Raw genomic sequence first — 25,206 nt, 5'->3', positions numbered from 1 at the left:
GGCCCATGCGGAGATTTCGTCTGTGTTGGGCCCTATAGGTATGCATTTCGGAGTGTCGTAGAGGCCTGAAGACTCCGTCCGGGCATCGTGTTTCACGTGAAACGTCGCTCTCTGCTGCACGGAATCATCAGCCGCGGTCGTGCGGCTGCGTCCCCCCTCCAGCGCAAGGACGCAAGGGGGACGGAGTTGTCCACATCGGTGGATTCATCCACAGGAGTACGGGCCCCGCTGGTTCGCGACCCCGGTGACATGGCAGGCTCTGTTCATCGCGAGCCTGATGTCGAGGAGAGTGACACCGTGCGGTCCGACGCCAACCTCGCGGGGCCGATGGCCGACCCGGTCCCCGGTCCCCGCTCTGAACAGGTGGGTGAGGATGTTTCACGTGAAACATCGCCCCCACCCCTTGTAGACAACGAGACCCCCATCGGCAGAGCCGCCCAGCTGGCGGTGGAGGCCATGGGGCGCTCAGGTGCGGTCATGCCGCGCCCTGAGCAGACCCGTGTCATGGTGGTCGCCAACCAGAAGGGCGGCGTGGGCAAGACCACGACGACCGTGAACCTGGCGGCCTCGCTGGCTCTGAACGGGGCTCGGGTCCTCGTGGTCGACCTCGACCCGCAGGGGAACGCGTCCACCGCCCTGGGTATCGACCACCACGCCGATGTGCCGTCCATCTACCACGTGCTGGTGGACAGCCGGCCGCTCATGGAGGTCGTCCAGCCGGTCGTGGACGTCGAGGGCCTGTTCTGCGCTCCGGCCACGATCGATCTGGCGGGTGCCGAGATCGAGCTGGTGTCGTTGGTGGCGAGGGAGAGCCGCCTCCAGCGGGCGATCCAGGCGTACGACCAGCCGCTCGACTACATCCTGATCGACTGCCCGCCCTCCCTCGGACTGCTGACGGTGAACGCCCTGGTGGCCGGCGCCGAGGTGCTGATTCCGATCCAGTGCGAGTACTACGCGCTGGAGGGCCTGGGCCAGCTGCTGCGCAACGTCGATCTGGTGCGGGCCCACCTCAACCCCTCTCTCCACGTGTCGACCATCCTGCTGACGATGTACGACGGCAGGACCCGGCTGGCATCACAAGTGGCGGAGGAGGTGCGCAGCCACTTCGGCAAGGAGGTGCTGCGGACGAGCATCCCCCGCTCGGTGCGCATCTCCGAGGCGCCGAGCTATGGGCAGACGGTGCTCACGTATGACCCGGGTTCCAGCGGTTCCCTCTCCTATCTGGAGGCGGCGCGAGAGATCGCGTATCGGGGAGTCGGAATGCAGTACGAGTCCCAGCACGCCCATCTGGGCGCGGGCATGAACAGCACGCAGAGTGTGGCGGAGGGGATCCAGTGAGTGAGCGACGTAGAGGGCTGGGACGGGGGCTCGCTGCACTGATCCCGCAGGCTCCGCAGGAGAGGACGCTGCCGGCGAGCAGTGCCGGTGCGACCTCCCCGACGGCGGTACCGGAGCTGACGTCCGAGCGCGGGATCGCGGCGGCGAAGCTCGCGGCTCTGGCGCAGGCCGATGTTTCACGTGAAACATCGCTCGCGGTCCTTCCGGTGGAGGAGCCGGGTCCGGAGCCGGAGCCGGAGGCGAACCTGGTGGCGGGAGCGACGTTCGCGGAGCTTCCCATGGATACGATCACGCCCAACCCGCGGCAGCCGCGCGAGGTGTTCGACGAGGACGCCCTCGCCGAGCTGGTCACCTCCATTCAGGAGGTGGGCCTGCTCCAGCCGGTGGTGGTGCGCCAGGTGTCCCCCGGTCGCTATGAGCTGATCATGGGTGAGCGGCGCTGGCGCGCCTGCCGGGAGGCCGGACTCGAGGCCATTCCGGCGATCATCCGTGCGACCGACGACGAGAAGCTCCTGCTGGACGCCCTGCTGGAGAACCTGCACCGGGCTCAGCTCAACCCGCTGGAAGAGGCCGCGGCCTACGACCAGCTGCTCCAGGACTTCAACTGCACGCACGACCAGCTGGCCGACCGGATCGGTCGTTCGCGTCCCCAGGTGTCGAACACCCTGCGGCTGCTGAAGCTGTCGCCGCCGGTGCAGCGCCGGGTGGCTGCCGGAGTGCTGTCGGCGGGGCACGCGCGTGCGCTGCTCTCGGTGGAGGACTCCGCGGAGCAGGACCGGCTCGCGCACCGGATCGTCGCCGAGGGACTCTCGGTGCGCGCGGTCGAGGAGATCGTGACGCTGATGGCCTCGGAGCCTTCGAGCGGGGTGAAGCCCAAGGGGCCGCGTGCGGGAGCCCGGGTCTCGCCGGCGCTCAGCGAGCTGGCGACGCGGCTGTCGGACCGGTTCGAGACGCGGGTGAAGGTGGATCTCGGCCAGAAGAAGGGCAAGATCACCGTCGAGTTCGCTTCGATGGAGGATCTGGAGCGGATTCTGGGGACGTTGGCACCGGGCGAGGGCCGGGTGCTGGATCAGGGTCTCTCCGGAGAGTGATCCCCCGGTCGGCCGAGGGGCGGATCCTGCCGGTGTGAACCGGCGCGATCTGCCCCTTCGCGTGCTGTCGAAGAACGATGGACCAGTGGATACGATGCCGTCATGGGTCGTCGGCTGGTACCGCTCACGCTGGACAACCTCCAGGATCTGCCGCGACGTTGCCGGTCCTGCGTCTTCTGGGAACTGGACCCGGTCAGCGGTGAGGCCGCCGTGAAGGCGGGCACCTCGGCGACCGAGAAGGAGGCGTGGATCTCCGCTGTCCTGCTGGAGTGGGGGTCCTGCGGCCGTGTGGTCTATGTGGACGAGGTCCCGGTGGGCTTCGTGCTGTACGCGCCGCCGGCGTACGTGCCCCGGGCCACGGCCTTCCCGACGAGTCCGGTCTCACCGGACGCCGTACAGCTGATCACCGCGTGGATCATGCCTGGATACCAGGGGCAGGGGTTGGGCCGCGTCATGGTGCAGACGGTGGCCAAGGACCTGCTGCGCAGGGGGTTCCGGGCGATCGAGGCGTTCGGGGACGCCCGGTGGGAGGGCCCGGCCTGCCTGCTGCCGGCGGACCATCTCCTGGCGGTGGGCTTCAAGACCGTACGCCCGCATCCGGCCCATCCGCGGCTGCGGCTGGAGCTGAGGTCGACCCTGTCCTGGAAGGAAGACGTCGAGCTCGCCCTGGACCGGTTGCTGGGGGCCGCGCGCAAGGAGCCGGCACTACGGCCTCTCTGACTGACGTGAAACACGGCCGCGGTCAGGCGGTCTTGACCTCGACGAAGTCAGCGAGGTCGCGCAGGATGGCGGCCTTCGGCTTGGCACCGACGATGGTCTTGGCGACCTCGCCGCCCTGGTAGACGTTCAGCGTCGGGATGGACATGACGCCGTACTTGGCGGCGGTGGCCGGGTTCTCGTCGATGTTGAGCTTGACGATCTCGATCTGGTCGCCGTACTCAGCGGCGATGGCCTCGAGGGACGGCGCGATCTGGCGGCACGGTCCGCACCAGGCGGCCCAGAAGTCGACCAGTACGGGCTTGTCGCTCCTGAGGACCTCGGCGTCGAAGTCGGCGTCGGTCACGTTCTTGAGGGTGCCGGCCACAGCGGCCTCCTTGTTCTTCCTACGGGGTGGGGTGTGGGACTGGTGGGTGGGACCGGTCAGACCGCTGCGTGCGCCTTCTCGGCGTCCGCGAGGGCGGCGAGGAAGCGCTCGGCGTCGAGGGCGGCGGAGCAACCGGTGCCCGCGGCGGTGATGGCCTGACGGTACGTGTGGTCCACGACGTCGCCGGCGCCGAACACGCCGGTGACGCTGGTGCGGGTGGAGGGTGCGTCGACCTTGAGGTAGCCCTCGTCGTCGAGGTCCAGCTGGTCCTTGAAGAGCTCGGTGCGCGGGTCGTGGCCGACGGCGATGAAGAGGCCGGTCACGGGCAGTTCGGAGGTCTCACCGGTCTTGGTGTTGCGGAGGGTGAGGCCGGAGAGCTTCTGGTCGCCGTGGATCTCGGCGACCTCGCTGTCCCAGGCGAACTTGATCTTCGGGTCGGCGAACGCGCGGTCCTGCATGGCCTTGGAGGCGCGCAGGCTGTCACGGCGGTGGACGATCGTGACGGACTTGGCGAACCGCGAGAGGAAGGTGGCTTCCTCGATCGCGGTGTCACCGCCGCCGACGACGGCGATGTCGTGGTCCTTGAAGAAGAAGCCGTCGCAGGTGGCGCACCAGGAGACACCGCGGCCGGAGAGGGCGTCCTCGTTGGGCAGGCCCAGCTTGCGGTGCTGCGAACCGGTGGTGACGATGACGGCCTTCGCGCGGTGCACGGTGCCGGCGGTGTCGGTCACGGTCTTGATCTCACCGGTGAGGTCCACGGACACGATGTCGTCCGGAACCAGCTCGGCACCGAAGCGCTCGGCCTGGCCGCGCATGTTGTCCATGAGGTCCGGGCCCATGATGCCGTCCTGGAACCCGGGGAAGTTCTCCACCTCGGTGGTGTTCATCAGGGCGCCACCCGCGGTGACGGCGCCTTCGAAGACCAGGGGCTTGAGCGAAGCGCGTGCGGTGTACAGGGCGGCGGTGTAACCGGCCGGCCCGGAGCCGATGATGATCACGTTTCGAACGTCGCTCACGGGTTTCTTCCTCGTCTCTGCGGACTGCGTGCTGCCTACCGGGGGCCGGTGCGGACTCTCACCCCACCCAACGGATCCTACGGCGCCTGCATTCCCCACCCGTCGCAGCGGACCTGAACGTGTCAGCTACCGGGGATAGGTGTTCTTCAGGAGGACCTTTCCGGGAGTGCCCGAGCCGGTGCTCTCGCACGTGGTGTCGACGAGGTAGGCGTCCACGCGTGAGGCGTCGTCCGGGTGCGGAAGGACGAGGAGGTAGACGGAGGCGCCCTGGTAGCTGCCGCGTTCGGCGGCGAGCGGGGCTTCGGCGCGGCTGGTGGCGTCCTGGACGCAGGAGGGAACCGCGGACACGGCCCGCTTGCCGCCGGGAGCGACACCGGGGGCGCCGGTGGTCTCGTCCATCCCGTAGGTGTTGTTCTGCTCGCCGGGGTCGGTCTTGGCAGCCGCTCCGGAGGCGATGAGCCGCTGCACGCTGTTCTGCAGACCTTGTGCGGTGTAGGTACCACCGGCAGCCGCGCTGGCGGGCGGGTGGGCTGCGGAGTCCGAAGCCGTGCTGTGGGGGCGAGGGGTGCCGGAGAAGTCGACGAAGAGGAAGACGCCGAGGGCGCATGCGGCGGCCCCGGCCAGGCCGCCGAGGACGGCCATCCGACGGCGGGCGCGACGTCGCCCGGGACCGGTTGGGCCGTTGGGGTGACCCGCGGGCGATGTTTCACGTGAAACATCGCGGTCCGTTGTACGGGGGCGGGCGGCCGGCTCGGCCTGGGCCTGCGGCTGCGTCGCGTCGAGCAGGGCCTCGGCGGCGAGGGCGGCGTCGATCCGTCCGGCGATGTCGCCGGGCATGCGGGCGGGCCCGGGCAGGGTGCCCAGGAGACCGCGGATCTCCTCCAGGGAGGAGCGGACGTCGGCGCACAGGGCGCAGCCGTCGAGATGGCGGCGGATCTCCGCGGTCCGGGACGGAGAGAGCAGCCCTTCGGTCAGGTCGGAGATCTCCGAGACGTCCGGGTGCCGGATCGTGCCGGTCGTGCCGGGCGTGCCAGTCGCAGGGCTCACGGTCGTCCACCTCCGCCCTTCACAGCGTCTGGGTCTGATTGCCGGGGTTCTGCTGCCGCTGGTGGGACGGGCGGGCCCGACGTCCGGTTCCTTCCCCGCTCGGCGGTGGTGTTATCCCCGGCATTCGTGCGCAGATGAGTGAGGAGCGGCAGGAGTTTCGCCCGGCCGCGCGCACACCTGCTCTTCACCGTGCCGGTGGGCACGTCGAGGAGGTGGGCGGCCTCGGCGACGGGGTATCCCTGCATGTCGACGAGGACCAGCGCGGCCCGCTGCTCGTCCGGGAGCGTCCTGAGGGCCGCCAGGAGCTGGCGGTGGAGGTCCTGGCGCTCAGCGGGTGCCTCTGCGGACTCATGGGGCTCCAGGAGGCGCTCCAGGCGCTCGGTGTCGTCCAGGGGAGCGGTCCTGCGCGAGGCGGCCTTACGGGCGCGGTCGAGGCAGGCGTTGACGGTGATCCGGTGCAGCCAGGTGGTGACGGCGGAGTCCCCGCGGAAGGTGTGCGCGGCCCGATAGGCGGAGACCAGGGCGTCCTGCACCGCGTCCGCGGCCTCCTCCCGGTCCCCGAGCGTCCGCAGCGCCACGGCCCACAACCGATCCCGATGCCGCCGCACCAGTTCCCCGAAGGCATCAGGATCCCCGGCCGCGTGCAGCGCCAGAAGATCTTGGTCGCTGCGCCCTTCCGTGCTTCCTTCTCGCATCACACCCTGCTTCCTCCCCGGATGGAGACTAGGTGCGTCGGCCGGGCGCGTAAACAATCAAGCGGCCCGGCCACAGGCCGGGCCGCGCAGCCGGGACGGGTGTGGTCACGACGCGGAGCCAAGCACCTTGATCTCGTTGATGCCGCCGCGGTAGCCCCCGCCGGACGCCGGCAGCTCGGTGACGTGGATCAGCACGTATCGAGTGCGGACCGGTTTCTCAAGCGTGGTCTGAAGCTTCTTGTCCGTGCGTTCCAGTTTGGTGATCTGCTGGCCGAAGGCCCCAACGGTTCCCGGGTTCGTGGCATCCGGGGCTGCGGCGAGTACCTCCACCGTCTGCCCCGCCACGTACATGTCGACCTCAAGCCCGGACACGTCCTTGACTTCGCCCAGGTCGACGATGATCCCGCTGCCGTTGTTCTCCTGCTCCAGGCGGCCGAAGTTGGCGTAGTTGTAGTACTCGGGGGTGATCCAGGCGGTCTCGTGATCACCGTCGATCGTCTTCGGGGCCAGCGCCGGCTTCACCGAACCCCCTATGACGGAGACGCCCTGGATCTTCAGGGGTTCCCCGGGCCCGGTCTCCTTCGGGTCGTCTCCGGTGGTGCCGGGCTTGGTGTTGTTGCTCGTGCCGCTGTTGCCCTTCTGGGTGCCGCGTTCCAGGAGGGTGTCGGCCAGCTGCCAGCTGCCCAGGCCGAGGGCGGCGATGAGCAGGGCGGCGACGCCCCACTTCAGCGCGCGGCCGGTACGGCTCTGCAGGGGCGGCGGCGGAGGCGCCACGGGCAGGCTCTGGACGGCGGTCACGCCGATGGGCGTGGTGCGGCCGTAGCTGCCCTGCTGGTAGGTGGTGTGCTGGTATTCCGGCGGGGCCGTGAAGGCGGGCTCAGGCGGCCGGATGCGGGGCATCGCGGCCACGGCCTTGGACAGCTCTTCCGGGGTGGTGCAGGCGGGCTCCTGACGGGAGGCGGTGGCCCCGTCGTTGGCCAGCGCACGCATGGCGAGCTCGCCCAGCCCCCGGTGGACGCCGGCGCGGACCTGATCCGGGGCGATCAGGCCGACCCCCTTGGGCAGCCCGGCCAGCCCGTACGCGTCGCTCTCGTACGGCCAGCGCTGGGTGAGGGCGGCGTACAGCAGGGCACCGATGGCCTCGGTGTCGGCGCGCTGCGGGGTCTCACTGGTGATGCCGCGCAGCGCCGCGTTCACGGCGAGGCCGCGGATGCGCCACTGGCCCGTGGAGGTGCGCAGTATGGCGCTCGGCGTCAGCCGCAGGTGGGCGAGGCCCTCGCGGTGTGCGGCGGCCATCGCCTGGGAGACCTGGCTGACGAGCTGGTAGGCCTCGTGGGGCTCCAGCGGGCCCGCGGCGAGCAGGGCGGTGAGTTCGGTGGCGTCGGGCAGCCACTCGTGGACGACGTAGACGAGGTCGTTCTCCTCCACGGCATCGAGCACCTGCACGAAGCGCGGGTCGCCGAGGAGCGCGGACGAGCGGGCGGCGGCCAGGACCGAGCGCGCCCGCGCGTGGTCGGCGGGCATGAGGTGCACGCCCACGGCCCGGCGCAGCTTCTCGTCCATCGCGCGCCAACTGCTGAATCCGTCCACACGGGTGACGCACTCTTCCAGCCGGTACCGTCTGGCGAGCTTGTGGCCGCTGTGGAGTTCGGGTGCGGCCGTGGAGGCCGCGTTCGTGCGTTCGCCGTCCTTGTCGGGCATGGGTCCGTCCGCGGCTCGTCCGTTCTGGGTGTCCACCCCGTCGGACGTGGCCTTCGCCGCCTGAGCGGCAGACGGCTCGTCGCCGTCGTTGTCGGCCACGTCGACGGCAGCCGTGCTACGTTCCGCCACCGTCGTTCCTGCCTCCCCATCCGTTGCGCGCTGTAGGCCAGTCTGCGAAGCCATGCCAATTGTGCCCACAGTCCGACGCTATGCACGACACACGAAAGGGGGCGACGGTTGTGCGCATCAGCGCCCCAAACGTCCGCGGACCATTCCGACCATCGCGTTGAGCTCTTCGATCCGCATCCGCTTGGCGGCGATGAGGAAGACGGCGGCCAGGGCGATTCCGCCGGCGAGCAGGGCCGTGGCGGAACCGAGAACTCCGCTGCCGAGCCACTGGGTGACCCCGTAGGCGGCCGCGCCGGCCACGACGGCCGCCGGGACGCAGGCCCCGGTGAGGCGGGCGTAGGTCCGCAGCACGTGCGCTCCGTCGAGGTCGCCGCCGAGCCGGGTGCGCAGGCGGCGCCAGGCCACGCCGACACCCACGGCGTAGCCGAGACCGTAGGAGGCGGCCATGCCGACGACGGCCCAGCGGGCGGGGAGGACGAAGAAGGAGACCGCCGAGCCCGCCGCGTTGACGGCGGCGACGATGACGGTGTTGTAGAAGGGCGTCCGGGTGTCCTCGTAGGCGTAGAAGCCGCGCAGGACGACGTACTGGACGGAGTACGGGATCAGTCCGAGGCCGAAGGCCATCAGGACGTAGCCGATGTTCTGGGCGCCGGCGCCGGAGCCCGCATAGAGCAGGGTCGCCATCGGGACGCCGAGCGCCAGGAACGCGAAGGCGCAGGGCACGATCGCGACGGCCGACGTGCGCAGTCCGTACGAGATGTCGTCGCGGACCGCGGCGGCGTCTCCGTCGTGCGCGGAGCGGGAGATGCGGGGCAGGACGGCCGTCATGACGGAGACGGTGATGATCGCCTGCGGCATCTGCCACAGCAGCAGTGCGTAGTTGTAGGCGGTGATACCGGTGCCGGGGTGGCCCTGCTTCTCGGCGACCGAACCGGCCCACGTGGCGAGCTGGGTGACGATGACGAGGCCGACCTGGTTGGCGAGGACGAAGAAGAACGTCCACTTGGCCAGGCGGGCGGCCTTGCCGAGGCCGTGGCCCTTCCAGTCGAAGCGCAGGCGAGGCTTGAAGCCGGCGTCGCGCAGGTACGGGAGCATCGCGAGGGCCTGCACGGTCAGGCCGAGCAGGGTGCCCAGACCCAGCAGGCGGACACCTTCCGCGGTGACCGTGGTGGCGTTGACGCCGGAGGTGGTGAAGCCGCCGAAGGCCCAGATGAAGGCGCCGAAGGTGGCGATGACCACGATGTTGTTGAGGACCGGGGTCCACATCATCGCGCCGAACCGGCCGCGGGCGTTCAGGATCTGACCGAGCACCACGTGGACGCCCATGAAGAACATGGTGGGCAGGCAGTAGCGTGCGAAGGCGACGGCCACGTCCATCTGCTGCGGGTCGGAGGCGATCTTCGGCGACATCATCGTGATGAACACGGGTGCGGCCAGGACGCAGATGGTGGTGATGCCGGCCAGCAGGACCACGACGAGGGTCAGCAGCCGGTTGGCGTACGCCTCTCCCCCGTCGTCGTCGTTCTTCATCGCGCGGACCAGCTGCGGGATGAAGACCGCGTTGAGGGCGCCGCCGCCGACCAGCACGTAGATCATCGTGGGCAGCGTGTTGGCGATCTGGTACGTGTCGTTGAAGGTGCCGACGCCGATCGCCCCGGCGATGACCAGGGTTCTCAGGAAGCCGGTGATGCGGGAGACGATCGTGCCCGCGGCCATGAGCGCGCTGGACTTCAGCAGGCTCGCGGCGCGGCCGGCCGGCTTGCTCGGCGCCGGTGCCGCGACGGGGGCGTCCTCGGTGGGGGTACGGGGCGCCGCCTCCTGGTCCCGGTAGAGGTGGGCGAAGGCATCCGGTTCGGGCTGCTCCTCCGAGGCCCGGGTGACGAGGGAGTCCACGCCCACGAACTCGGTGGTGGCGGCACGGTCGCCGTACGGCAGGTGCCGGGAGGGGCCGTCCGGCTCCGGCGGCGGGGTCTGGGCCCAGACGCGCGGGTCGGGGGAGTACAGGGGGGCGGCCGGAGCCGCGTAGAGGGGACCGGGCTCCTGGAAGGTGCCGGGGGGCGGCGGCGGGTGCGCGGCCCGGTCGTAGAGGACCTCGCCGACGGGATCCTGGGCGGAGAGGTCCTGGGACCGGTACGGGTCGTAGTCGTAGGCACCCTGGACATACGGGTCGCGGTCCGGCGCGGGCGCAGGCACGGGAACCTGCCCGGGCACCGGGGTGCCCGGGGCAGTGCCCTGGGAGGGCGCAGGCCCGCCAGTGCCCTGCGCGCGGTCACCGTCGTACGGCGCGTTCATCGAAACCCCACCTCATCGTCCCCAGGCCGACCGGCCACGGCATCGCTCAACGGTCCACTGTCTCACTCGTGCCGGACCCCTCGGTGCTTTGCGGTTCGGTGTCCGGGGACTCGTCACTCGGCTGCTCGCTCTCCTCGGCGGCGGCGCGGGCTGCGACACGCTTGCGACTGGCGTACATCTTGATGCCTGCCAGGACCAGGAGGAGCACACCGCCGGCGATCACGAGCATCACGGTGGGAGTGATCTCGGTGGCCTCCACGGTGAACCGGCGTTCCTTGCCGTAGGGGATGCCGTCCTTGGTGAAGAGCTGCGCGGTGACCTCGACGGGTCCGCTCGCGGTGGCGTTGGCCGGGAACTTCACCGTCTGGGTGTGGTCGCCCTGCACGGTGACCTGCTGCTCCGCCTGGCCGCTGTCGCCGAACATCAGGCGGGACGGGTTGGCGGACTTCACCCGCAGGACCAGGTCGTGCACGTCCTGCACGAGGCTGTTCTGGACGCTGACCGGGATGGTGGCGCTGTGTCCGGACAGGGTGGCGTCGGACTTGGGGATCACCTTGACCTTCTCGGTGAGCCCGATCAGGTATTCCTGCACCTGATCCCGGTAGAGGCGGGCCTCGTCGGCACGTCCTCGCCAGGAGGTCGACATCTCCCGGTTGATCGTGTTGCCGAAGGGGATCTCCACGCGGTCGGGTGCGGCGAGGATCACCTTGAAATGGTCGAGCGTGTTCTGGGTGGTGCGGATCTTCTCGAAGGCCGACACCGGCAGCTCCTGCTTGCGCAGGTCCTCCGGGTACTGGCCGGCGCCCGGCACCTGGGTGGCGGCGCCGGGGTCGGGCTTGGCGGTGGCAGCCGCTTCGAGGTCCGCGGGCTGCGTCCAGCGGCCCCCCTGGAGGCCGCGTACGGCGGCGGCCATCGTCTGCGCCTGGCTGACGGTCGGCATCCGCTGCGGGGTCACGACGAAGCTGCGCTGCTCGTCGGTCCTCTGCAGGTTCAGGGCGAGGCTGTGGGCGAGGAACCGCTGTACGGCGAGCGTGGAGCTGCCGGCGTTCAGCATGTCGCCCTCGAACGCGGTGGACAGCTCGGCGTCCGCCACGACGGCGGTGGTGCCGGCCCCGATGGGGCGGGCGGCCGACGGCGTGTAGCCGAGGGCGCCGCTCTCCACGAGGCTGTCGCTGCGGGTCAGGACGTTGTGGGCGCCGGCCGAGGTGGCCACGTTGACGATGGCCGGGTCGATGGCGCCGTTCACGGGCCAGGAGAAGTCGGTGGACGCGGGGACGTGCAGGACGGTCTGGACGGCGGCCTTGGCCTTGTCGGTGGCCGGGCGGAGCTGCCCCAGGGTGCCCGAGACGTCCTTGCCGTGGTGTGCCAAGGAGGCGAGGTCGGGGTCGGCGAAGGGCAGGGCGACGACCTTCTTGCCCTGGACGGCCGCCTCCAGTGAGCTCAGCCACTGTTCGGCGACGGCCTTGTTCTTGCCCTGAACGGACTTCCCGTTGGGGGTGCGGACCCGGTAGCCCTTGGTCATCGCGTCGACCGTGTAGAGCAGGTCGGGATCGATGACCCAGGTGACCGGCAGGTCCTTGCCGAGCGTGACCATCTGTTCCAGGCGGCCGCCGGGCTTGATCTCCTCGGAGAGGGAGTCGTTCAGGAAGACCGGCGTCTGGAGTTCGTCCGACCCGGTCTCGGCCGTGACGCGGGTGGTGGAGATCAGTGGCCATACGTAGGTGAGCTGCGAGCGCTTGGCGGCGGCCTCGGGCTGCCAGGGCAGGAAGGTCCGCTTGATGCCCAGCACCTGCTCGGACGGCCTGCTGTCGGTCACCCCGGACAGGGAGACTCCGAGCTGGTAGACGCCGTCCTTGTCGAGCTCGAGCTTGTTCACCGGGACGGTGAGGGTGAAGTTCTGGGTGACCTTCGACGGCAGGGAGGCGATCTTCACGGCGTAGGCCGAGTCGATCTCGCCGGGGTCGGTGCCGGCCCGGAAGCCGTTGCGGTCCGCTGTCTCGTCGATGGACGACCGGTCCGTGAGCGCGGGTCCCACCCGCAGCCCGACATGGGCGTCGGTGATCGTCTCGGAGCCGGTGTTGACCACGGTGCCCTGGATGGTGAGGGTGTCGCCCTTCACCGGGGCGGTCGGGGCCATGGAGACCAGCTGGACGTCGACGGAGGAGGCCTGCACGGCCTCGGCCTGCGGGGCGGGGGCGTAGACGAGAGCGGCCAGCACGGGGGTCCCGGCGAGCAGGACGATCGCGCGCCGCAGCCATCGGCGCCGGACAGGGGCGGGGGAGGCCCCTTGGATGTCTGCCGCCTCGGCCACGCGCTAGCCCGTCCCTAGAAGTGTCAGTGGTCGTCTTTTGTGCGTCCACGAATGGTAACGAGGTGCGCTGTGTGCGAGTGCCGCCCCTTGCTCCACATGATCGGCCGGCCGCGCGGCGGCCGGGTACCGGGGTCGCCGATAAACGGGGCGGTCCCCGGTGGGCCGGGCACGTACCCTTTTCTGTTGTGCCGAACGCCAACGAAGACAACCCCAGTGCCCTGAGTCAGGTGCAGCGCCGCGCGGTCAGTGAACTGCTGCGGGTCGCTCCTGTCGCCGACGAGCTCGGCCGCCGGTTCCAGGAGGCGGGCTTCCGCCTCGCCCTGGTCGGCGGGTCCGTCCGCGATGCGCTGCTCGGGCGTCTCGGCAACGATCTCGACTTCACGACCGACGCCCGCCCCGAGGACGTACTGAAGATCGTCCGGCCGTGGGCCGACTCCGTCTGGGACGTCGGCATCGCCTTCGGCACCGTCGGGGCCCAGAAGAACGCGCGCGTCGGGGACGTCGTGCGGAACTTCCAGATCGAGGTGACGACGTACCGCTCGGAGGCCTACGACCGCACGTCGCGCAAGCCGGAGGTCTCCTACGGCGACTCGATCGACGAGGACCTCGTGCGCCGTGACTTCACGGTCAACGCGATGGCCCTGGCCCTGCCCGAGCAGGAGTTCATCGACCCGCACGGTGGCCTGGACGACCTGGCCGCGGGCGTGCTGCGCACTCCGGGAACCCCGGAGGACTCCTTCTCCGACGATCCCCTGCGGATGCTGCGGGCGGCGCGCTTCTCGGCGCAGCTGGACTTCGAGGTCGCCCCGGAGGTCGTGGCGGCGATGAAGGCGATGTCCGACCGGATCGAGATCGTCTCGGCCGAGCGGGTCCAGGGCGAGCTGAACAAGCTGATCCTCTCCGCCAACCCGCGCCGGGGTCTGGGACTGCTGGTGGACACCGGGCTGGCCGACCGGGTGCTGCCCGAACTGCCGGCTCTGCGGCTGGAGAGTGACGAGCACCACCGGCACAAGGACGTCTACGAGCACTCGCTCATCGTGCTGGAGCAGGCGATCGCGCTGGAGCAGGACGGCCCGGACCTCGTGCTGCGGCTCGCTGCTCTGCTGCACGACATCGGCAAGCCCCGCACGCGGCGCTTCGAGAGCGACGGCCGGGTCTCGTTCCACCACCACGAGGTGGTGGGCGCGAAGATGACCAAGAAGCGGCTGACCGCGCTGAAGTACTCCAACGACATGGTCAAGGACGTGTCCCGGCTGGTCGAGCTGCACCTGCGCTTCCACGGCTACGGAGACGGGGAGTGGACGGACTCCGCGGTGCGGCGCTACGTCCGCGACGCCGGCCCGCTGCTGGACCGCCTGCACAAGCTGACCCGGTCCGACTGCACCACGCGCAACAAGCGCAAGGCCAACGCGCTCTCCCGCACCTATGACGGGCTGGAGGAGCGGATCGCACAGCTTCAGGAGCAGGAGGAGCTGGACGCGATCCGGCCCGACCTGGACGGCAACGAGATCATGCGCGTCCTGGACGTGGGCCCAGGGCCGGTGATCGGCAAGGCCTACGCCTTCCTGCTGGAGATGCGGCTGGAGAACGGTCCGATGGAGCATGACGCCGCCGTCGCCGCCCTCAAGGAGTGGTGGGCGGCCCAGGCCTGACCCGTGGGCGCCGTGCCGATGTTTCACGTGAAACATCGGCACCGGCGGTCCGGGCATCGGCGATGTTTCACGTGAAACATCGGCTGCGTCGGCCGAGGAGCGCCGCGGTCAGGGCGTAGAGGACGGACACACAGGCGAGCAGGACCACGGACCGCCCGTCCGCGGGGAGCATGAGGGCGGCCACCGCCGCCGCCCCGACGAAGGCGACGTTGAACAGCACGTCGTAGACGGAGAACACCCGGCCGCGGTAGTCGTCGTCCACCCGGGACTGCAGTTCGGTGTCGGTGGAGATCTTGGCGCCCTGGGTGGCGAGACCCAGGACGAAAGCCGCGACGAGCATCGGCCCCGGGGCGAAGAACAGGCCGAGGGCCGGCACCAGGACGGCGGAGCCCGCGGCGCAGGCGGTGATCCAGCCGAGGGTGCCCAGCCGCCCCACCAGCCACGGGGTCACGACGGCGGCCGCGAAGAATCCCGCTCCGGAGGTGCCGACCGCGATGCCCAGGAGGGCGAGCCCCTCGGCCTCGCTGTCCGACCAGGCGTAGCGGCAGAGCATCAGCAGCATGACGAACAGGGCCCCGTAGCAGAACCTCATCATGGTCATCGCGGTGAGCGCCCGGGCCGCCCGGCGCCGGGAGGCGAGGTGGCGGAGGCCCTCGGTCATGCCCCGCACGGTGAGGGCGATGCCTTGGGCCACCGAGGGGTGGGCCTGCCCCGCGGAGTGGTCGGGACCGAGCAGCCCGATGGCCAGCCGCAGGGAGACGAGGGCCGCACACAGATAGAGACAGGCCCCGAGCAGGACGACGAGGGCGTTGGAGCCGGACGCGAGCAGCCGGACGAGGAAGGCCAGTCCTCCGCCGGCCACGGCCGCGAGGGTCCCCGCGGTGGGGGAGAGAGCGTTCGCGGTGACCAGCTGATCGGCTCCGACCACGCGAGGCAGCGAGGCGGCCAGCCCGGCCAGCACGAAGCGGTTCACCGCGGTCACGGACAGCGCCGAGGCGTAGAACAGCCAGTCGGGAACGTGGGCGACGATCAGCACCGCGGTGATGCAGGCGAGGAAGGCACGCAGCAGATTGCCGTAGAGGAAGACCTGGCGGCGGCGCCAGCGGTCGAGGAGCACGCCGGCGAAGGGGCCGATCACCGAGTAGGGGAGCAGCAGGACCGCCATGGCCGAGGCGATGGCCGCCGGCGAGGTCTGCTTCTCGGGGGAGAAGACGACATAGGTGGCGAGCGCGACCTGGTACACGCCGTCCGCCGCCTGGGAGAGCAGCCGTACGGCGAGCAGGTTGCGGAAGTCCCTCAGGCGCAGGAGTACGCGCAGATCACGTACGACAGGCATGAGGGAAAGGGTCACATACGCGGAGGGTCCCCGGGCACATTGCCCGGGGACCCTCCGCGGAAGAACAACCGAAGTCCAGGTGTCGACAGGACTCGCGGGGCTTCGACTAGCGCTCGACCTCGCCCTTGATGAACTTCTCGACGTTGGCCAGGGCCTCGTCGTCGAAGTACTGGACCGGCGGGGACTTCATGAAGTAGCTGGACGCCGACAGGATCGGGCCGCCGATGCCGCGGTCCTTGGCGATCTTCGCGGCGCGCAGGGCGTCGATGATGACACCGGCGGAGTTCGGGGAGTCCCACACCTCGAGCTTGTACTCGAGGTTCAGCGGGACGTCGCCGAAGGCGCGGCCCTCGAGGCGGACGTAGGCCCACTTGCGGTCGTCGAGCCACGCGACGTAGTCGGACGGGCCGATGTGGACGTTCTTCTCGCCCAGCTCGCGGTCGGGGATCTGCGAGGTGACGGCCTGCGTCTTGGAGATCTTCTTCGACTCGAGGCGGTCGCGCTCGAGCATGTTCTTGAAGTCCATGTTGCCGCCGACGTTGAGCTGCATGGTGCGCTCGAGACGGACACCGCGGTCCTCGAACAGCTTCGCCATCACGCGGTGCGTGATGGTGGCGCCGACCTGGGACTTGATGTCGTCGCCGACGATCGGGACACCGGCCTCGGTGAACTTGTCGGCCCACTCCTTGGTGCCGGCGATGAAGACCGGGAGGGCGTTGACGAAGGCGACCTTGGCGTCGATGGCGCACTGCGCGTAGAACTTCGCCGCGTCCTCGGAACCGACCGGCAGGTAGCAGATCAGGACGTCGACCTCACGGTCCTTGAGGACCTGGACGACGTCGACCGGGGCCTCGGCGGACTCCTCGATCGTCTGGCGGTAGTACTTGCCCAGACCGTCGTAGGTGTGGCCGCGCTGAACGGTCACACCGGCGTTCGGGACGTCGCAGATCTTGATGGTGTTGTTCTCGCTGGCGCCGATGGCGTCCGAAAGGTCGAGGCCGACCTTCTTCGCGTCGACGTCGAACGCGGCGACGAACTCGATGTCACGCACGTGGTAGTCGCCGAACTGGACGTGCATCAGCCCGGGGACCTTGGACGCCGGGTCGGCGTCCTTGTAGTACTCGACGCCCTGCACCAGCGAGGCGGCGCAGTTGCCCACGCCGACGATGGCTACGCGAACCGAACCCATTCCGGTTGCTCCCTGTTTGTTCTCGGACGAGGTCTGCAAGATGCAGACCTCATTTTTCGGTTTCGTCGGACGGACCTGATCGTCGCCGATCCCGTCCCGCCCGCTCACTCTCGATGAGCTCGTTCAGCCAGCGCACTTCGCGCTCCACGGACTCCATGCCGTGCCGCTGCAGCTCAAGCGTGTAGTCGTCGAGGCGCTCCCGCGTTCGGGCGAGGGAGGCGCGCATCTTCTCCAGGCGCTCCTCCAGCCGGCTGCGGCGACCCTCCAGTACCCGCATGCGCACGTCTCGTTCGGTCTGGCCGAAGAAGGCGAAGCGGGCGGCGAAGGACTCGTCCTCCCAGGTCTCGGGGCCCGTGTGGGAGAGGAGCTCCTCGAAGCGCTCCTTACCCGCGGCCGTCAACCGGTAGACGATCTTGGCGCGGCGCCCTGCGAGTGAAGCGGCGAGAGCGTCCTCCGGGGCGTTGCCCGGTTCTTCGATCAACCAGCCGTTGGCGACGAGCGTCTTGAGGCAGGGGTAGAGCGTCCCGTAGCTGAAGGCCCTGAACACCCCCAGCGAGGTGTTGAGCCGCTTGCGCAGCTCGTAACCGTGCATGGGGGATTCGCGGAGCAGTCCGAGCACGGCGAACTCGAGGATGCCGGAGCGTCTGCTCATCCGCCTGCCTCTCCTCCACCCCTGAGTCTTTATGCCGAGCTGATGTATCGGCTCGATACATCCAGACGATAGAACGGGCCGCCTTCATCGACAAGGGGAGACATGGTGACCGGCATCACATCACCGATTCGCACCAGGCAGGTTGCCTGATTTGGGGTGAACTTCGGCACTGGTCGGGTTTTGAGCGTGCGTAGTCTGTGCGCCATGACACCGGGGGGAACCGGAATTCATCTGCCGCTTCCAGGCCACTCGCCTGCCCGAGGAGTAGTCGTTCGATGAGCGAGCACCGCCGCAAACCGCCGCAGCCCCAGGGCGGAGGGCGGGCCTCCGCCCGCCGCGCCGCCCCGCCGCGCCCCGGCAGGGGTGCCCCGGCCGGACGTGACGTCCCCACCGCGTCACACAGCGGCCCCTACGCACAGCAGCCCTCCCAGGGCGGTCGCGCCGATGCCCGCCGGGCCGCGCAGAGAGGATCCTCGGGACGTGGCAGAGGAGGCGCCGGCGGCGCTCGCGGCGCCGGCAGCCCGGACAAGCGGCTGATCAACTACCCGCGGTCCGACCGGGACGGCTGGAAGCGCTTCGTCCCCTCCTGGAAGCTGGTTTCCGGCACCGCCCTGGGCTTCTTCTCGGTCATCGTCGCCGGTACCGGCATCGGTATCGCCATGGTGAGCACGCCCGACCCCAACAAGGCGGCCCAGGCGCAGAACAACGTCTTCTACTGGGCCGACGGCAGCCAGATGGTGGCGACGGGCGGCTCGATGAACCGGCAGATCGTCCCCATCTCGAGCATCCCCCGGTCGATGAGGGACGCCGTGATCGCGGCGGAGAACGAATCCTTCGAGACCGACAAGGGCGTGGACCCGATGGGCATCGCCCGGGCCGTGTGGAACATGGGCACGGGCGGCTCCACCCAGGGCGGCTCGACCATCACCCAGCAGTACGTGAAGAACACCTACCTGGACTCCGACCAGACGCTCAAGCGCAAGGTCACCGAGCTCTTCATCGCGATAAGGCTGGGCGTCACGGAGGAGAAGGACACGGTCCTTGCGGGCTACCTCAACACCGCCTACTACGGGCGGGACGCCTACGGCATCCAGGCCGCGGCCCGCGCCTACTTCGGCAAGGACAGCCAGGACCTGAACCCCTCCGAGTGCGCGTTCCTCGCCGCCGTGCTCAAGGGCCCCAACCTCTACAACCCGGACGGCGGCATCGGCGCCGCCGCCACTCCCGTCCTCAACGAGAAGCGCGCCAGGGAGCGCTGGGCCTGGGTCCTGGACCGCGAGGTCGAGGTCGGCCGCATGGACCCGGCGGAGCGGGCGAAGCACACGGAGTTCCCGGCGCGCGTCGAGTCGGAGCAGGCCCGCGGCATGACCGGCCAGATCGGTTACCTGGTCGACACGGCCAAGGCGTACGTGATGAAGACCAAGGGCATCACCGCCGAACAGATGGCCATGGGCGGCTACCGGATCAAGACCACCTTCGAGAAGCCCAAGGTGGACGCCATGACGAAGGCCGTCGAGGACATCCGCGCCGGGCTGATCGACGAGAAGAAGCGCCCCGACACCGACACCTTCGTACAGTTCGGCGCCGCCTCCGTGGACGTGAAGACCGGCGCGCTCGTGGCCCTGTACGGCGGCCCGGGCTGGGACAAGAAGTACTTCAGCAACAACGCCAACACCAGCGGCGTCCCGGTCGGCTCGACCTGGAAGCCGTACGTGCTGGCGGCGGCCATGGAATACGGCACCCAGAACTCCAACGGCAAGGGCATCTCGGTCAACAGCAAGTACCAGGCGAACGACCTCACGGTGATCAACAACCGTGAGGGCAAGCCGCTGCGCGACTCCTCGGGCAACCCGTTCCGGCAGAAGAACGAGAGCCCGACCCCGTTCGGGTACGTGACCCTCAACGAGGCGATGGAGAAGTCCATCAACGTCCCGTTCGCCCAGCTCGTCTTCGACGTCGGCCACGACAAGGTCAAGAACGTGGCGAAGGCCACGGGCATCCTCGAGGAGTCGATCAACCCGAACAACGACGCCTCCTTCGCCCTGGGCACCTCCACCCCCAGCGCCATCCGCATGGCCGACTCGTACGCCACCTTCGCAGCCTCCGGCATGCACCGCGAGCCGTACTCCGTCACCGCGGTCGAGAAGAACGGCGAGAAGCTGTCCGGCTTCGAGACCCCGAAGGACCAGCGGGCCATGGACAACGCGGTCGCGGACAACGTCACCAAGGTGCTGGAGAACGTCATCGAGAACGGCACCGGCAAGAAGGCCAAGAAGCTGGGCCGGCCCGCCGCGGGCAAGACCGGCACCACGGACGAGAACAAGTCGGCGTGGTTCGTCGGCTACACCCCGGAACTGTCGACCTCCGTGGTCCTCTTCCGCACCGACCCCAACTCGGCCGAGAAGAAGCTGATCTCCATGAAGGGCGTGGGCGACATCCCCTCCCTCCACGGTGGTGACATCCCGGCCGAGATCTGGACCGAGTACATGGGTGCGGCCCTCAAGGGCACCCCGGTGAAGGACTTCCCGGAGGCCGAGGACCTCGGGGTCACGGCCGACTCCGCCGGTGCCCCCTCCCCCACGCCCACGGCACCCGTGACGCCGTCCCAGACCCCCTCCTCGCTCCCGCCGAGCAGCCCGCCGCCGTCCCCGACGCCGTCCAAGGGCGGCCGGCCGTGCAAGCCGTGGGAGCTGTACTGCGACCCGGACACCACGCGCGGGACCACCGACGGAGGTACGAACAGCGGCACCACGACGGGGATCATCGGCGGACCCAGCGGATCACCGTCCCCGTCGCCCACCGCCCGGCCGGGCCGCCCCGGCGGCCTGACCGGATCCACCACCACCGGCACGGCACAGGACTGACCCACCTCACCGCCCCGAGGACCGAGGAAGGCCGTCGCACCCGTCGTGCGGCGGCCTTCCCCCGTGCCGGGCCCCGTACGGCAGGATGACCCCCATGACGAAGGTGCACGAGGACCGTCCCGTACGGCCCACGCAGCAGGACGAGGTCGCCGCAGCCGGCAGCGAGCTCATCGGCGGCCCGATCGGCCGCTACGCCCGCCTCGGCGGACACTGGCTGGGACCGGTGCGCGTCGTGGCCCTCCTCGCCATCGGCATGTTCGCGCTCGGCATGGTGCAGAAGCTGCCCTGCTACAACTGGGCGTGGTTCCAGGGCGCGACCTCGCAGTACACCCACGCGTGCTACTCCGACATCCCGCACCTGTACGCGGTCCGCGGCTTCGCCGACAACCTGACGCCCTACTTCGACCGGATCCCCGGCGACATGGAGTACCTGGAGTACCCGGTGCTCACCGGTCTCTTCATGGAGATCGCCTCCTGGCTGACCCCCGGCAGCGGCTCCATGCAGCACCGCGAGCAGATGTACTGGATGGTCAACGCGGGCATGCTGATGGCCTGCGCCGCGGTCATCGCCGTGTGCGTCGCCCGCACCCACCGCCGCCGGCCCTGGGACGCCCTGCTCTTCGCCCTCGCGCCCGCCTTCGCCCTCACGGCGACGATCAACTGGGACCTGCTGGCCATCGCCCTGACCGCGGCCGGGATGCTCATGTGGTCCCGGGGGCGGACGGTCCTCTTCGGGGTCCTCATCGGTCTGGCGACCGCGGCGAAGCTCTACCCCGTCCTGCTCCTCGGGGTCCTGTTCGTCCTGTGCTGGCGGGCCGGCAGGTGGCGTGCCTTCGGCGGGGCGGCCCTGGGCGCGGCCGGTGCCTGGCTCGTGGCGAACCTGCCCGTCATGCTGTTCGCCTGGGAGGGCTGGACGAAGTTCTACACCTTCAGCCAGGAGCGGCCCATCGACTTCGGCTCCGTATGGCTGCTGATCTCCCAGCGCTCGGGCAACCCCCTGCACGACGCCAACACCTACGCGACCGGGCTGACGCTCCTGCTGTGCGGGGCCATCGGACTGCTCACCCTGACCGCCCCCCGCCGCCCCCGCTTCGCCCAGCTGGCCTTCCTGGTCGTCGCGGCCTTCATCCTCTGCAACAAGGTCTACTCACCGCAGTACGTGCTGTGGCTGATCCCGCTCGCCGCGCTGGCCCGGCCGCGCTGGCGGGACTTCCTGATCTGGCAGGCCGGCGAGGTCGTCTACTACCTCGGCATCTGGTTCTACCTCGCCTACATCAACAGCGGTGACAAGCACCAGGGGCTGCCCGTGGAGGGCTACCAGCTGGCGATCGCCGCCCACCTGCTGGCCACGCTGTACCTGTGCGCCGTCGTCGTCCGCGACATCCTGCACCCGGAGCACGACGTCGTCCGCCGGGACGGCTCGGACGACCCCTCCGGCGGCGTCCTGGACGGTGCCGCGGACGTGTTCGTGTTGTCGGACGCAGCGAGGGCGCCGCGGTACGCGACGCCCTCGGAGGGACAGCGGGTCGACTGGGGCACCGGCCCCGGGAACTGACCGGGACGGCTCAGGAGTCGAGCAGCCGGTCGAACTGCGTGGTCGTGTGCCGCAGGTGCGCGACCAGCTCGTCGCCGACCTTCGGCTCGGCCGCGTCGGCCGGCACGAACAGGATCGACACCTGCATGTGCGGCGGCTCGGCGAACCAGCGCTGCTTGCCCGCCCACACGAACGGCGACAGGTTCCTGTTGACCGTGGCCAGGCCGGCCCGGGCGACCCCCTTGGCGCGCGGCATCACACCGTGCAGCGCCTTCGGGGCCTCCAGACCGACACCGTGCGAGGTACCGCCGGCGACCACGACCAGCCAGCCGTCCGAGGCGGCCTTCTGCTGGCGGTAGCCGAACCGGTCCCCCTTGGCCACGCGGGTGACGTCGAGCACCGAGCCGCGGTACTCGGTCGCCTCGTGGTCGCCCAGCCACAGCCGGGTGCCGATCCGGGCCCGGAAGCGGGTCTGGGGGAACTGCTGCTGGAGCCGCGCCAGCTCCTCGGCCCGCAGATGGCTGACGAACATGGTGTGCAGCGGCAGCCGGGCCGCACGCAGCCGGTCCATCCAGCCGATGACCTCCTCCACGGCGTCCGAGCCGTCCGGTCGGTCCAGCGGCAGGTGCAGGGCGAAGCCCTCCAGCCGTACGTCCTCGATCGCGCCGTGCAGCTGGCCCAGGTCCTGCTCGGAGATGCCGTGGCGACGCATGGAGCTCATGCACTCGATGACCATGCGGGCGCCGACCAGGCTGCGGACGCCTTCCAGCGAGGACACCGAGCGGATGACCCGGTCCGGCAGCGGCACCGGCTCCTCACCCCGGCGGAACGGGGTGAGGACGAGCAGGTCGCCGCCGAACCAGTCCTTGATGCTGGCGGCCTCGTACGTCGTGCCGACCGCGAGCACGTCGGCGCCCATCCGGGTCGCCTCCTCGCACAGCCGCTCGTGGCCGAAGCCGTAGCCGTTGCCCTTGCAGACCGGGATCATCCCGGGGAACTGGTCCTGGACCTGCTTCTGGTGCGCACGCCAGCGCGCGGTGTCGACGTAGAGCGTGAGCGCCATGCCCGTCCGGAACCTCTCCGATGAAGCTGCGCGGTGCAGCGGGGACTGTGTGGGGAAAACGGGTGGATCGGGGTCAGCGACGCGACATGTAGATGTCGAGCGCCTTGTGCAGCACCTTGTTCAGCGGGAAGTCCCACTCGCCGACGTACTCCACGGCTTCGCCGCCGGTACCGACCTTGAACTGGATCAAACCGAACAGGTGGTCGTTCTCGTCCAGCGTGTCAGAGATTCCGCGCAGGTCGTAGACGCTCGCGCCGAGCGCGTACGCGTCGCGCAGCATCCGCCACTGCATCGCGTTCGAGGGCCGGACCTCGCGCTTGTGGTTGGCGGAGGCGCCGTAGGAGTACCAGACGTGCTGGCCGACGGTGAGCATCGTGGCGGCGGCCAGCGGCTCCCCCTCGTGCGTGGCGATGTACAGGCGCATCCGGTTGGGGTCCTCGGAGTTGAGGGCCGTCCACTGGCGCTGGAAGTAGCTGAGGGGGCGCGGGCGGAACTTGTCGCGCTCGGCCGTGATCTCGTAGAGGTGCTGCCAGGTCGGCAGGTCGTCGTAGCCGCCCTGGACGACCTCGACGCCGGCCTTCTCCGCCTTCTTGATGTTGCGGCGCCACAGCTGGTTGAAGCCCTTGAGGACGTCGTCCAGCGAGCGGTTGGCGAGCGGCACCTGGAAGACGTAGCGCGGCTGTACGTCGCCGAAGCCGGCGCCGCCGTCCTCGGCCTGCTGCCAGCCCATGCGGCGCAGCTTGTCGGACACCTCGAAGGCGCGCGGCTCGATGACCGAGGCCTCCACGTCGCGCAGGCGCTTGACGTTCGGGTCCTGGATGCCGGCCTTGATGGCCGCCGAGTTCCAGCGGCGGATGACGACGGGCGGGCCCATCTTCACCGTGAAGGCGCCCTGCTGCTTGAGGTGCGCCAGCATCGGCTGGAGCCACTCCTCCAGGTTCGGGGCGTACCAGTTGATGACCGGGCCCTCGGGCAGGTAAGCGAGGTAGCGCTTCACCTTGGGCAGCTGCCGGTACAGCACGAGTGCGGCTCCGACGAGTTCATCGGACTCGTCGAACCAACCGAGGTTCTCGGAACGCCACTCGTTCTTGACGTCGGCCCACGCCGGGACCTGGCAGTGGCTCGCCGAGGGCAGGCTCTGGAGGTAACCCAGATGCTGCTCTCGGCTGATGGTCCTCAGGGACAGGCTCATGCGGGGCGTCTCCTCGGCGGCTTCGCTGGCTATGGCGCGAAGCCTACTGCGACAGGGGCGCCACCCTTCTGGGGGACGGGCCGTGGGCCTGGGCCGGAGTCCGGCCGGCGCCCTGCCGAGGAGGTGCCGCGGGCAGCGGGGTCAGCCCCCGAAGAGGCCGCCGTGGAACATGCCGAGGTAGAAGCCGATGGCAGATGCGCCAAGGCCGATGATCAGGGCGAAGCGCTCGCGTGTCGTGACGGAGACGAACTGTCCGTACGCGCCGGTCAGGATTCCGATCAGCCCTGCCCACGAGCTGATCAGGTGCAGGTTGTGGAAGAAGGCCGTGACGAACGCCACGACGCCGAGGGTCAGAGTGACCGCCATCAGGGTGTCCTGCAGCGGATGGGGCTTTCCGTCGGTCGAGAGCAGGGAGATCTGAGGGGACCGCATTGCCTGTGCCATCGGAGGGCACCTCCTGGCTGAAGCTGGCGGTGCTGCGGGCTGCCTCCGGCAGGGGGCCGGGGGCATAGCACCGAGCACACCCGATGGATACAGATTGTGGACCTCTCCTGCCGGATTTCAACCGGAAGGACGCGAGCAGGTAGTCTGTACAGCTGCGCGGTGTCTGCTCTGTGGACGCCGTGCTCACGCATCACGACCCTCCTGCCACGGAACGACCGTGGCCGCTGAGTCCAAAGGAGGTGGGTTCCACATGCGTCACTACGAAGTGATGGTCATCCTCGACCCCGATCTCGAGGAGCGCGCTGTCTCCCCGCTGATCGAGAACTTCCTCTCCGTCGTCCGTGAGGGCAACGGAAAGGTTGAGAAGGTCGACACCTGGGGCCGTCGTCGTCTCGCTTACGAGATCAAGAAGAAGCCCGAGGGCATCTACTCGGTCATCGACCTTCAGGCCGAGCCTGCGGTCGTCAAGGAGCTTGACCGACAGATGAACCTGAACGAGTCGGTTCTCCGGACCAAGGTCCTTCGCCCCGAGACCCACTGAACTTCGGTTCAGCGGTAATCGGGATCGAGTAGCAC

20 protein-coding genes are annotated in these 25,206 nt (G+C 69.5%); 7 read left to right on the top strand and 13 right to left on the bottom strand.

Annotated elements, in window-relative coordinates; genetic code table 11:
- Positions 1–249: 249 nt before the first annotated feature.
- The 3 genes from NRK68_RS17020 to NRK68_RS17010 all read left to right on the top strand — a co-directional run bounded on the left by NRK68_RS17020 (position 250) and on the right by NRK68_RS17010 (position 3,149).
- Positions 250–1,338, top strand: a complete 1,089-nt coding sequence (locus NRK68_RS17020; protein ID WP_079025748.1) for a ParA family protein — start codon at positions 250–252, stop codon at positions 1,336–1,338.
- A complete protein-coding gene (locus tag NRK68_RS17015) occupies positions 1,335–2,429 on the top strand; it encodes a ParB/RepB/Spo0J family partition protein (RefSeq protein ID WP_183066392.1) in 1,095 nt (364 codons plus the stop codon). The genes NRK68_RS17020 and NRK68_RS17015 overlap by 4 nt, the downstream gene beginning before the upstream one ends.
- Positions 2,430–2,531: 102 nt before the next feature.
- Positions 2,532–3,149 carry a GNAT family N-acetyltransferase gene (locus tag NRK68_RS17010; RefSeq protein WP_030956777.1) on the top strand — a complete coding sequence of 206 codons (618 nt, stop codon included), beginning with the start codon at positions 2,532–2,534 and terminating at the stop codon, positions 3,147–3,149.
- 22 nt (positions 3,150–3,171) lie between these two features.
- Here NRK68_RS17010 and trxA read toward each other — a convergent pair whose 3' ends face one another.
- The 7 genes from trxA to NRK68_RS16975 all read right to left on the bottom strand — a co-directional run bounded on the left by trxA (position 3,172) and on the right by NRK68_RS16975 (position 12,704).
- Complete coding sequence (gene trxA / locus NRK68_RS17005; protein ID WP_030839308.1) at positions 3,172–3,513, bottom strand: thioredoxin; 342 nt, start codon at positions 3,511–3,513, stop codon at positions 3,172–3,174.
- A 56-nt stretch (positions 3,514–3,569) separates the two neighbouring features.
- Positions 3,570–4,529 (bottom strand): thioredoxin-disulfide reductase, encoded by a 960-nt coding sequence (trxB, locus tag NRK68_RS17000; RefSeq protein ID WP_257856143.1) that lies wholly within the window; start codon positions 4,527–4,529, stop codon positions 3,570–3,572.
- A 126-nt stretch (positions 4,530–4,655) separates the two neighbouring features.
- Positions 4,656–5,576 (bottom strand): zf-HC2 domain-containing protein, encoded by a 921-nt coding sequence (locus tag NRK68_RS16995; protein WP_257856142.1) that lies wholly within the window; start codon positions 5,574–5,576, stop codon positions 4,656–4,658.
- Complete coding sequence (gene sigM, locus NRK68_RS16990; RefSeq protein WP_257856141.1) at positions 5,573–6,271, bottom strand: RNA polymerase sigma factor SigM; 699 nt, start codon at positions 6,269–6,271, stop codon at positions 5,573–5,575. Before sigM ends, NRK68_RS16995 begins: the two co-directional genes overlap by 4 nt.
- Positions 6,272–6,376: 105 nt before the next feature.
- Positions 6,377–8,101, bottom strand: coding sequence for a protein kinase family protein (locus tag NRK68_RS16985; protein ID WP_257856140.1), 1,725 nt, complete (start codon positions 8,099–8,101; stop codon positions 6,377–6,379).
- 117 nt (positions 8,102–8,218) lie between these two features.
- On the bottom strand, positions 8,219–10,393 hold the full coding sequence (gene murJ / locus NRK68_RS16980) for a murein biosynthesis integral membrane protein MurJ (RefSeq protein WP_183066388.1): 2,175 nt from the start codon (positions 10,391–10,393) through the stop codon (positions 8,219–8,221).
- Positions 10,394–10,439: 46 nt separating this feature from the next.
- Positions 10,440–12,704, bottom strand: a complete 2,265-nt coding sequence (locus NRK68_RS16975; protein WP_183066387.1) for a DUF6049 family protein — start codon at positions 12,702–12,704, stop codon at positions 10,440–10,442.
- A gap of 185 nt (positions 12,705–12,889) precedes the next feature.
- On the opposite strand from NRK68_RS16975, the gene NRK68_RS16970 reads away from it, so the two are divergent.
- Complete coding sequence (locus NRK68_RS16970; RefSeq protein WP_257856139.1) at positions 12,890–14,356, top strand: CCA tRNA nucleotidyltransferase; 1,467 nt, start codon at positions 12,890–12,892, stop codon at positions 14,354–14,356.
- Between the two features lie 67 nt (positions 14,357–14,423).
- Here NRK68_RS16970 and NRK68_RS16965 read toward each other — a convergent pair whose 3' ends face one another.
- From NRK68_RS16965 to NRK68_RS16955, 3 genes are all read right to left on the bottom strand, one after another.
- Positions 14,424–15,692, bottom strand: coding sequence for an MFS transporter (locus NRK68_RS16965; protein ID WP_183066385.1), 1,269 nt, complete (start codon positions 15,690–15,692; stop codon positions 14,424–14,426).
- 106 nt (positions 15,693–15,798) lie between these two features.
- Entirely contained in the window at positions 15,799–16,881 is a 1,083-nt protein-coding gene (locus tag NRK68_RS16960) for an inositol-3-phosphate synthase (RefSeq protein ID WP_030956798.1), read from the bottom strand.
- A 49-nt stretch (positions 16,882–16,930) separates the two neighbouring features.
- Entirely contained in the window at positions 16,931–17,533 is a 603-nt protein-coding gene (locus tag NRK68_RS16955) for a PadR family transcriptional regulator (RefSeq protein WP_030839336.1), read from the bottom strand.
- 275 nt (positions 17,534–17,808) lie between these two features.
- On the opposite strand from NRK68_RS16955, the gene NRK68_RS16950 reads away from it, so the two are divergent.
- Positions 17,809–20,397 carry a transglycosylase domain-containing protein gene (locus NRK68_RS16950; RefSeq protein WP_257856138.1) on the top strand — a complete coding sequence of 863 codons (2,589 nt, stop codon included), beginning with the start codon at positions 17,809–17,811 and terminating at the stop codon, positions 20,395–20,397.
- Between the two features lie 94 nt (positions 20,398–20,491).
- Positions 20,492–21,952, top strand: coding sequence for a glycosyltransferase family 87 protein (locus tag NRK68_RS16945; RefSeq protein WP_183066383.1), 1,461 nt, complete (start codon positions 20,492–20,494; stop codon positions 21,950–21,952).
- Positions 21,953–21,962: 10 nt separating this feature from the next.
- On the opposite strand, the gene NRK68_RS16940 is transcribed toward NRK68_RS16945, so the two are convergent.
- The 3 genes from NRK68_RS16940 to NRK68_RS16930 form a co-directional block, all read right to left on the bottom strand.
- Complete coding sequence (locus NRK68_RS16940; protein WP_046777636.1) at positions 21,963–22,994, bottom strand: alanine racemase; 1,032 nt, start codon at positions 22,992–22,994, stop codon at positions 21,963–21,965.
- 73 nt (positions 22,995–23,067) lie between these two features.
- On the bottom strand, positions 23,068–24,186 hold the full coding sequence (locus tag NRK68_RS16935; protein ID WP_183066382.1) for a lipid II:glycine glycyltransferase FemX: 1,119 nt from the start codon (positions 24,184–24,186) through the stop codon (positions 23,068–23,070).
- 141 nt (positions 24,187–24,327) lie between these two features.
- The gene (locus NRK68_RS16930) at positions 24,328–24,630 is read right to left on the bottom strand and encodes a hypothetical protein (protein WP_046777635.1); all 303 of its coding nucleotides are present in this window, start codon (positions 24,628–24,630) and stop codon (positions 24,328–24,330) included.
- 250 nt (positions 24,631–24,880) lie between these two features.
- Here NRK68_RS16930 and rpsF point away from each other — a divergent pair, with 250 nt between their 5' ends.
- Positions 24,881–25,171, top strand: a complete 291-nt coding sequence (gene rpsF, locus NRK68_RS16925; protein WP_004950685.1) for a 30S ribosomal protein S6 — start codon at positions 24,881–24,883, stop codon at positions 25,169–25,171.
- The last annotated feature ends 35 nt before the right edge of the window (positions 25,172–25,206 follow it).

This window comes from Streptomyces yangpuensis, from assembly GCF_024666385.1.
GTDB classification, from domain to species: Bacteria; Actinomycetota; Actinomycetes; order Streptomycetales; family Streptomycetaceae; genus Streptomyces; species Streptomyces yangpuensis.
The sequence above is the reverse complement of the archived record's forward strand: the minus strand, read 5'-3'. Positions and strand labels throughout refer to the sequence as shown.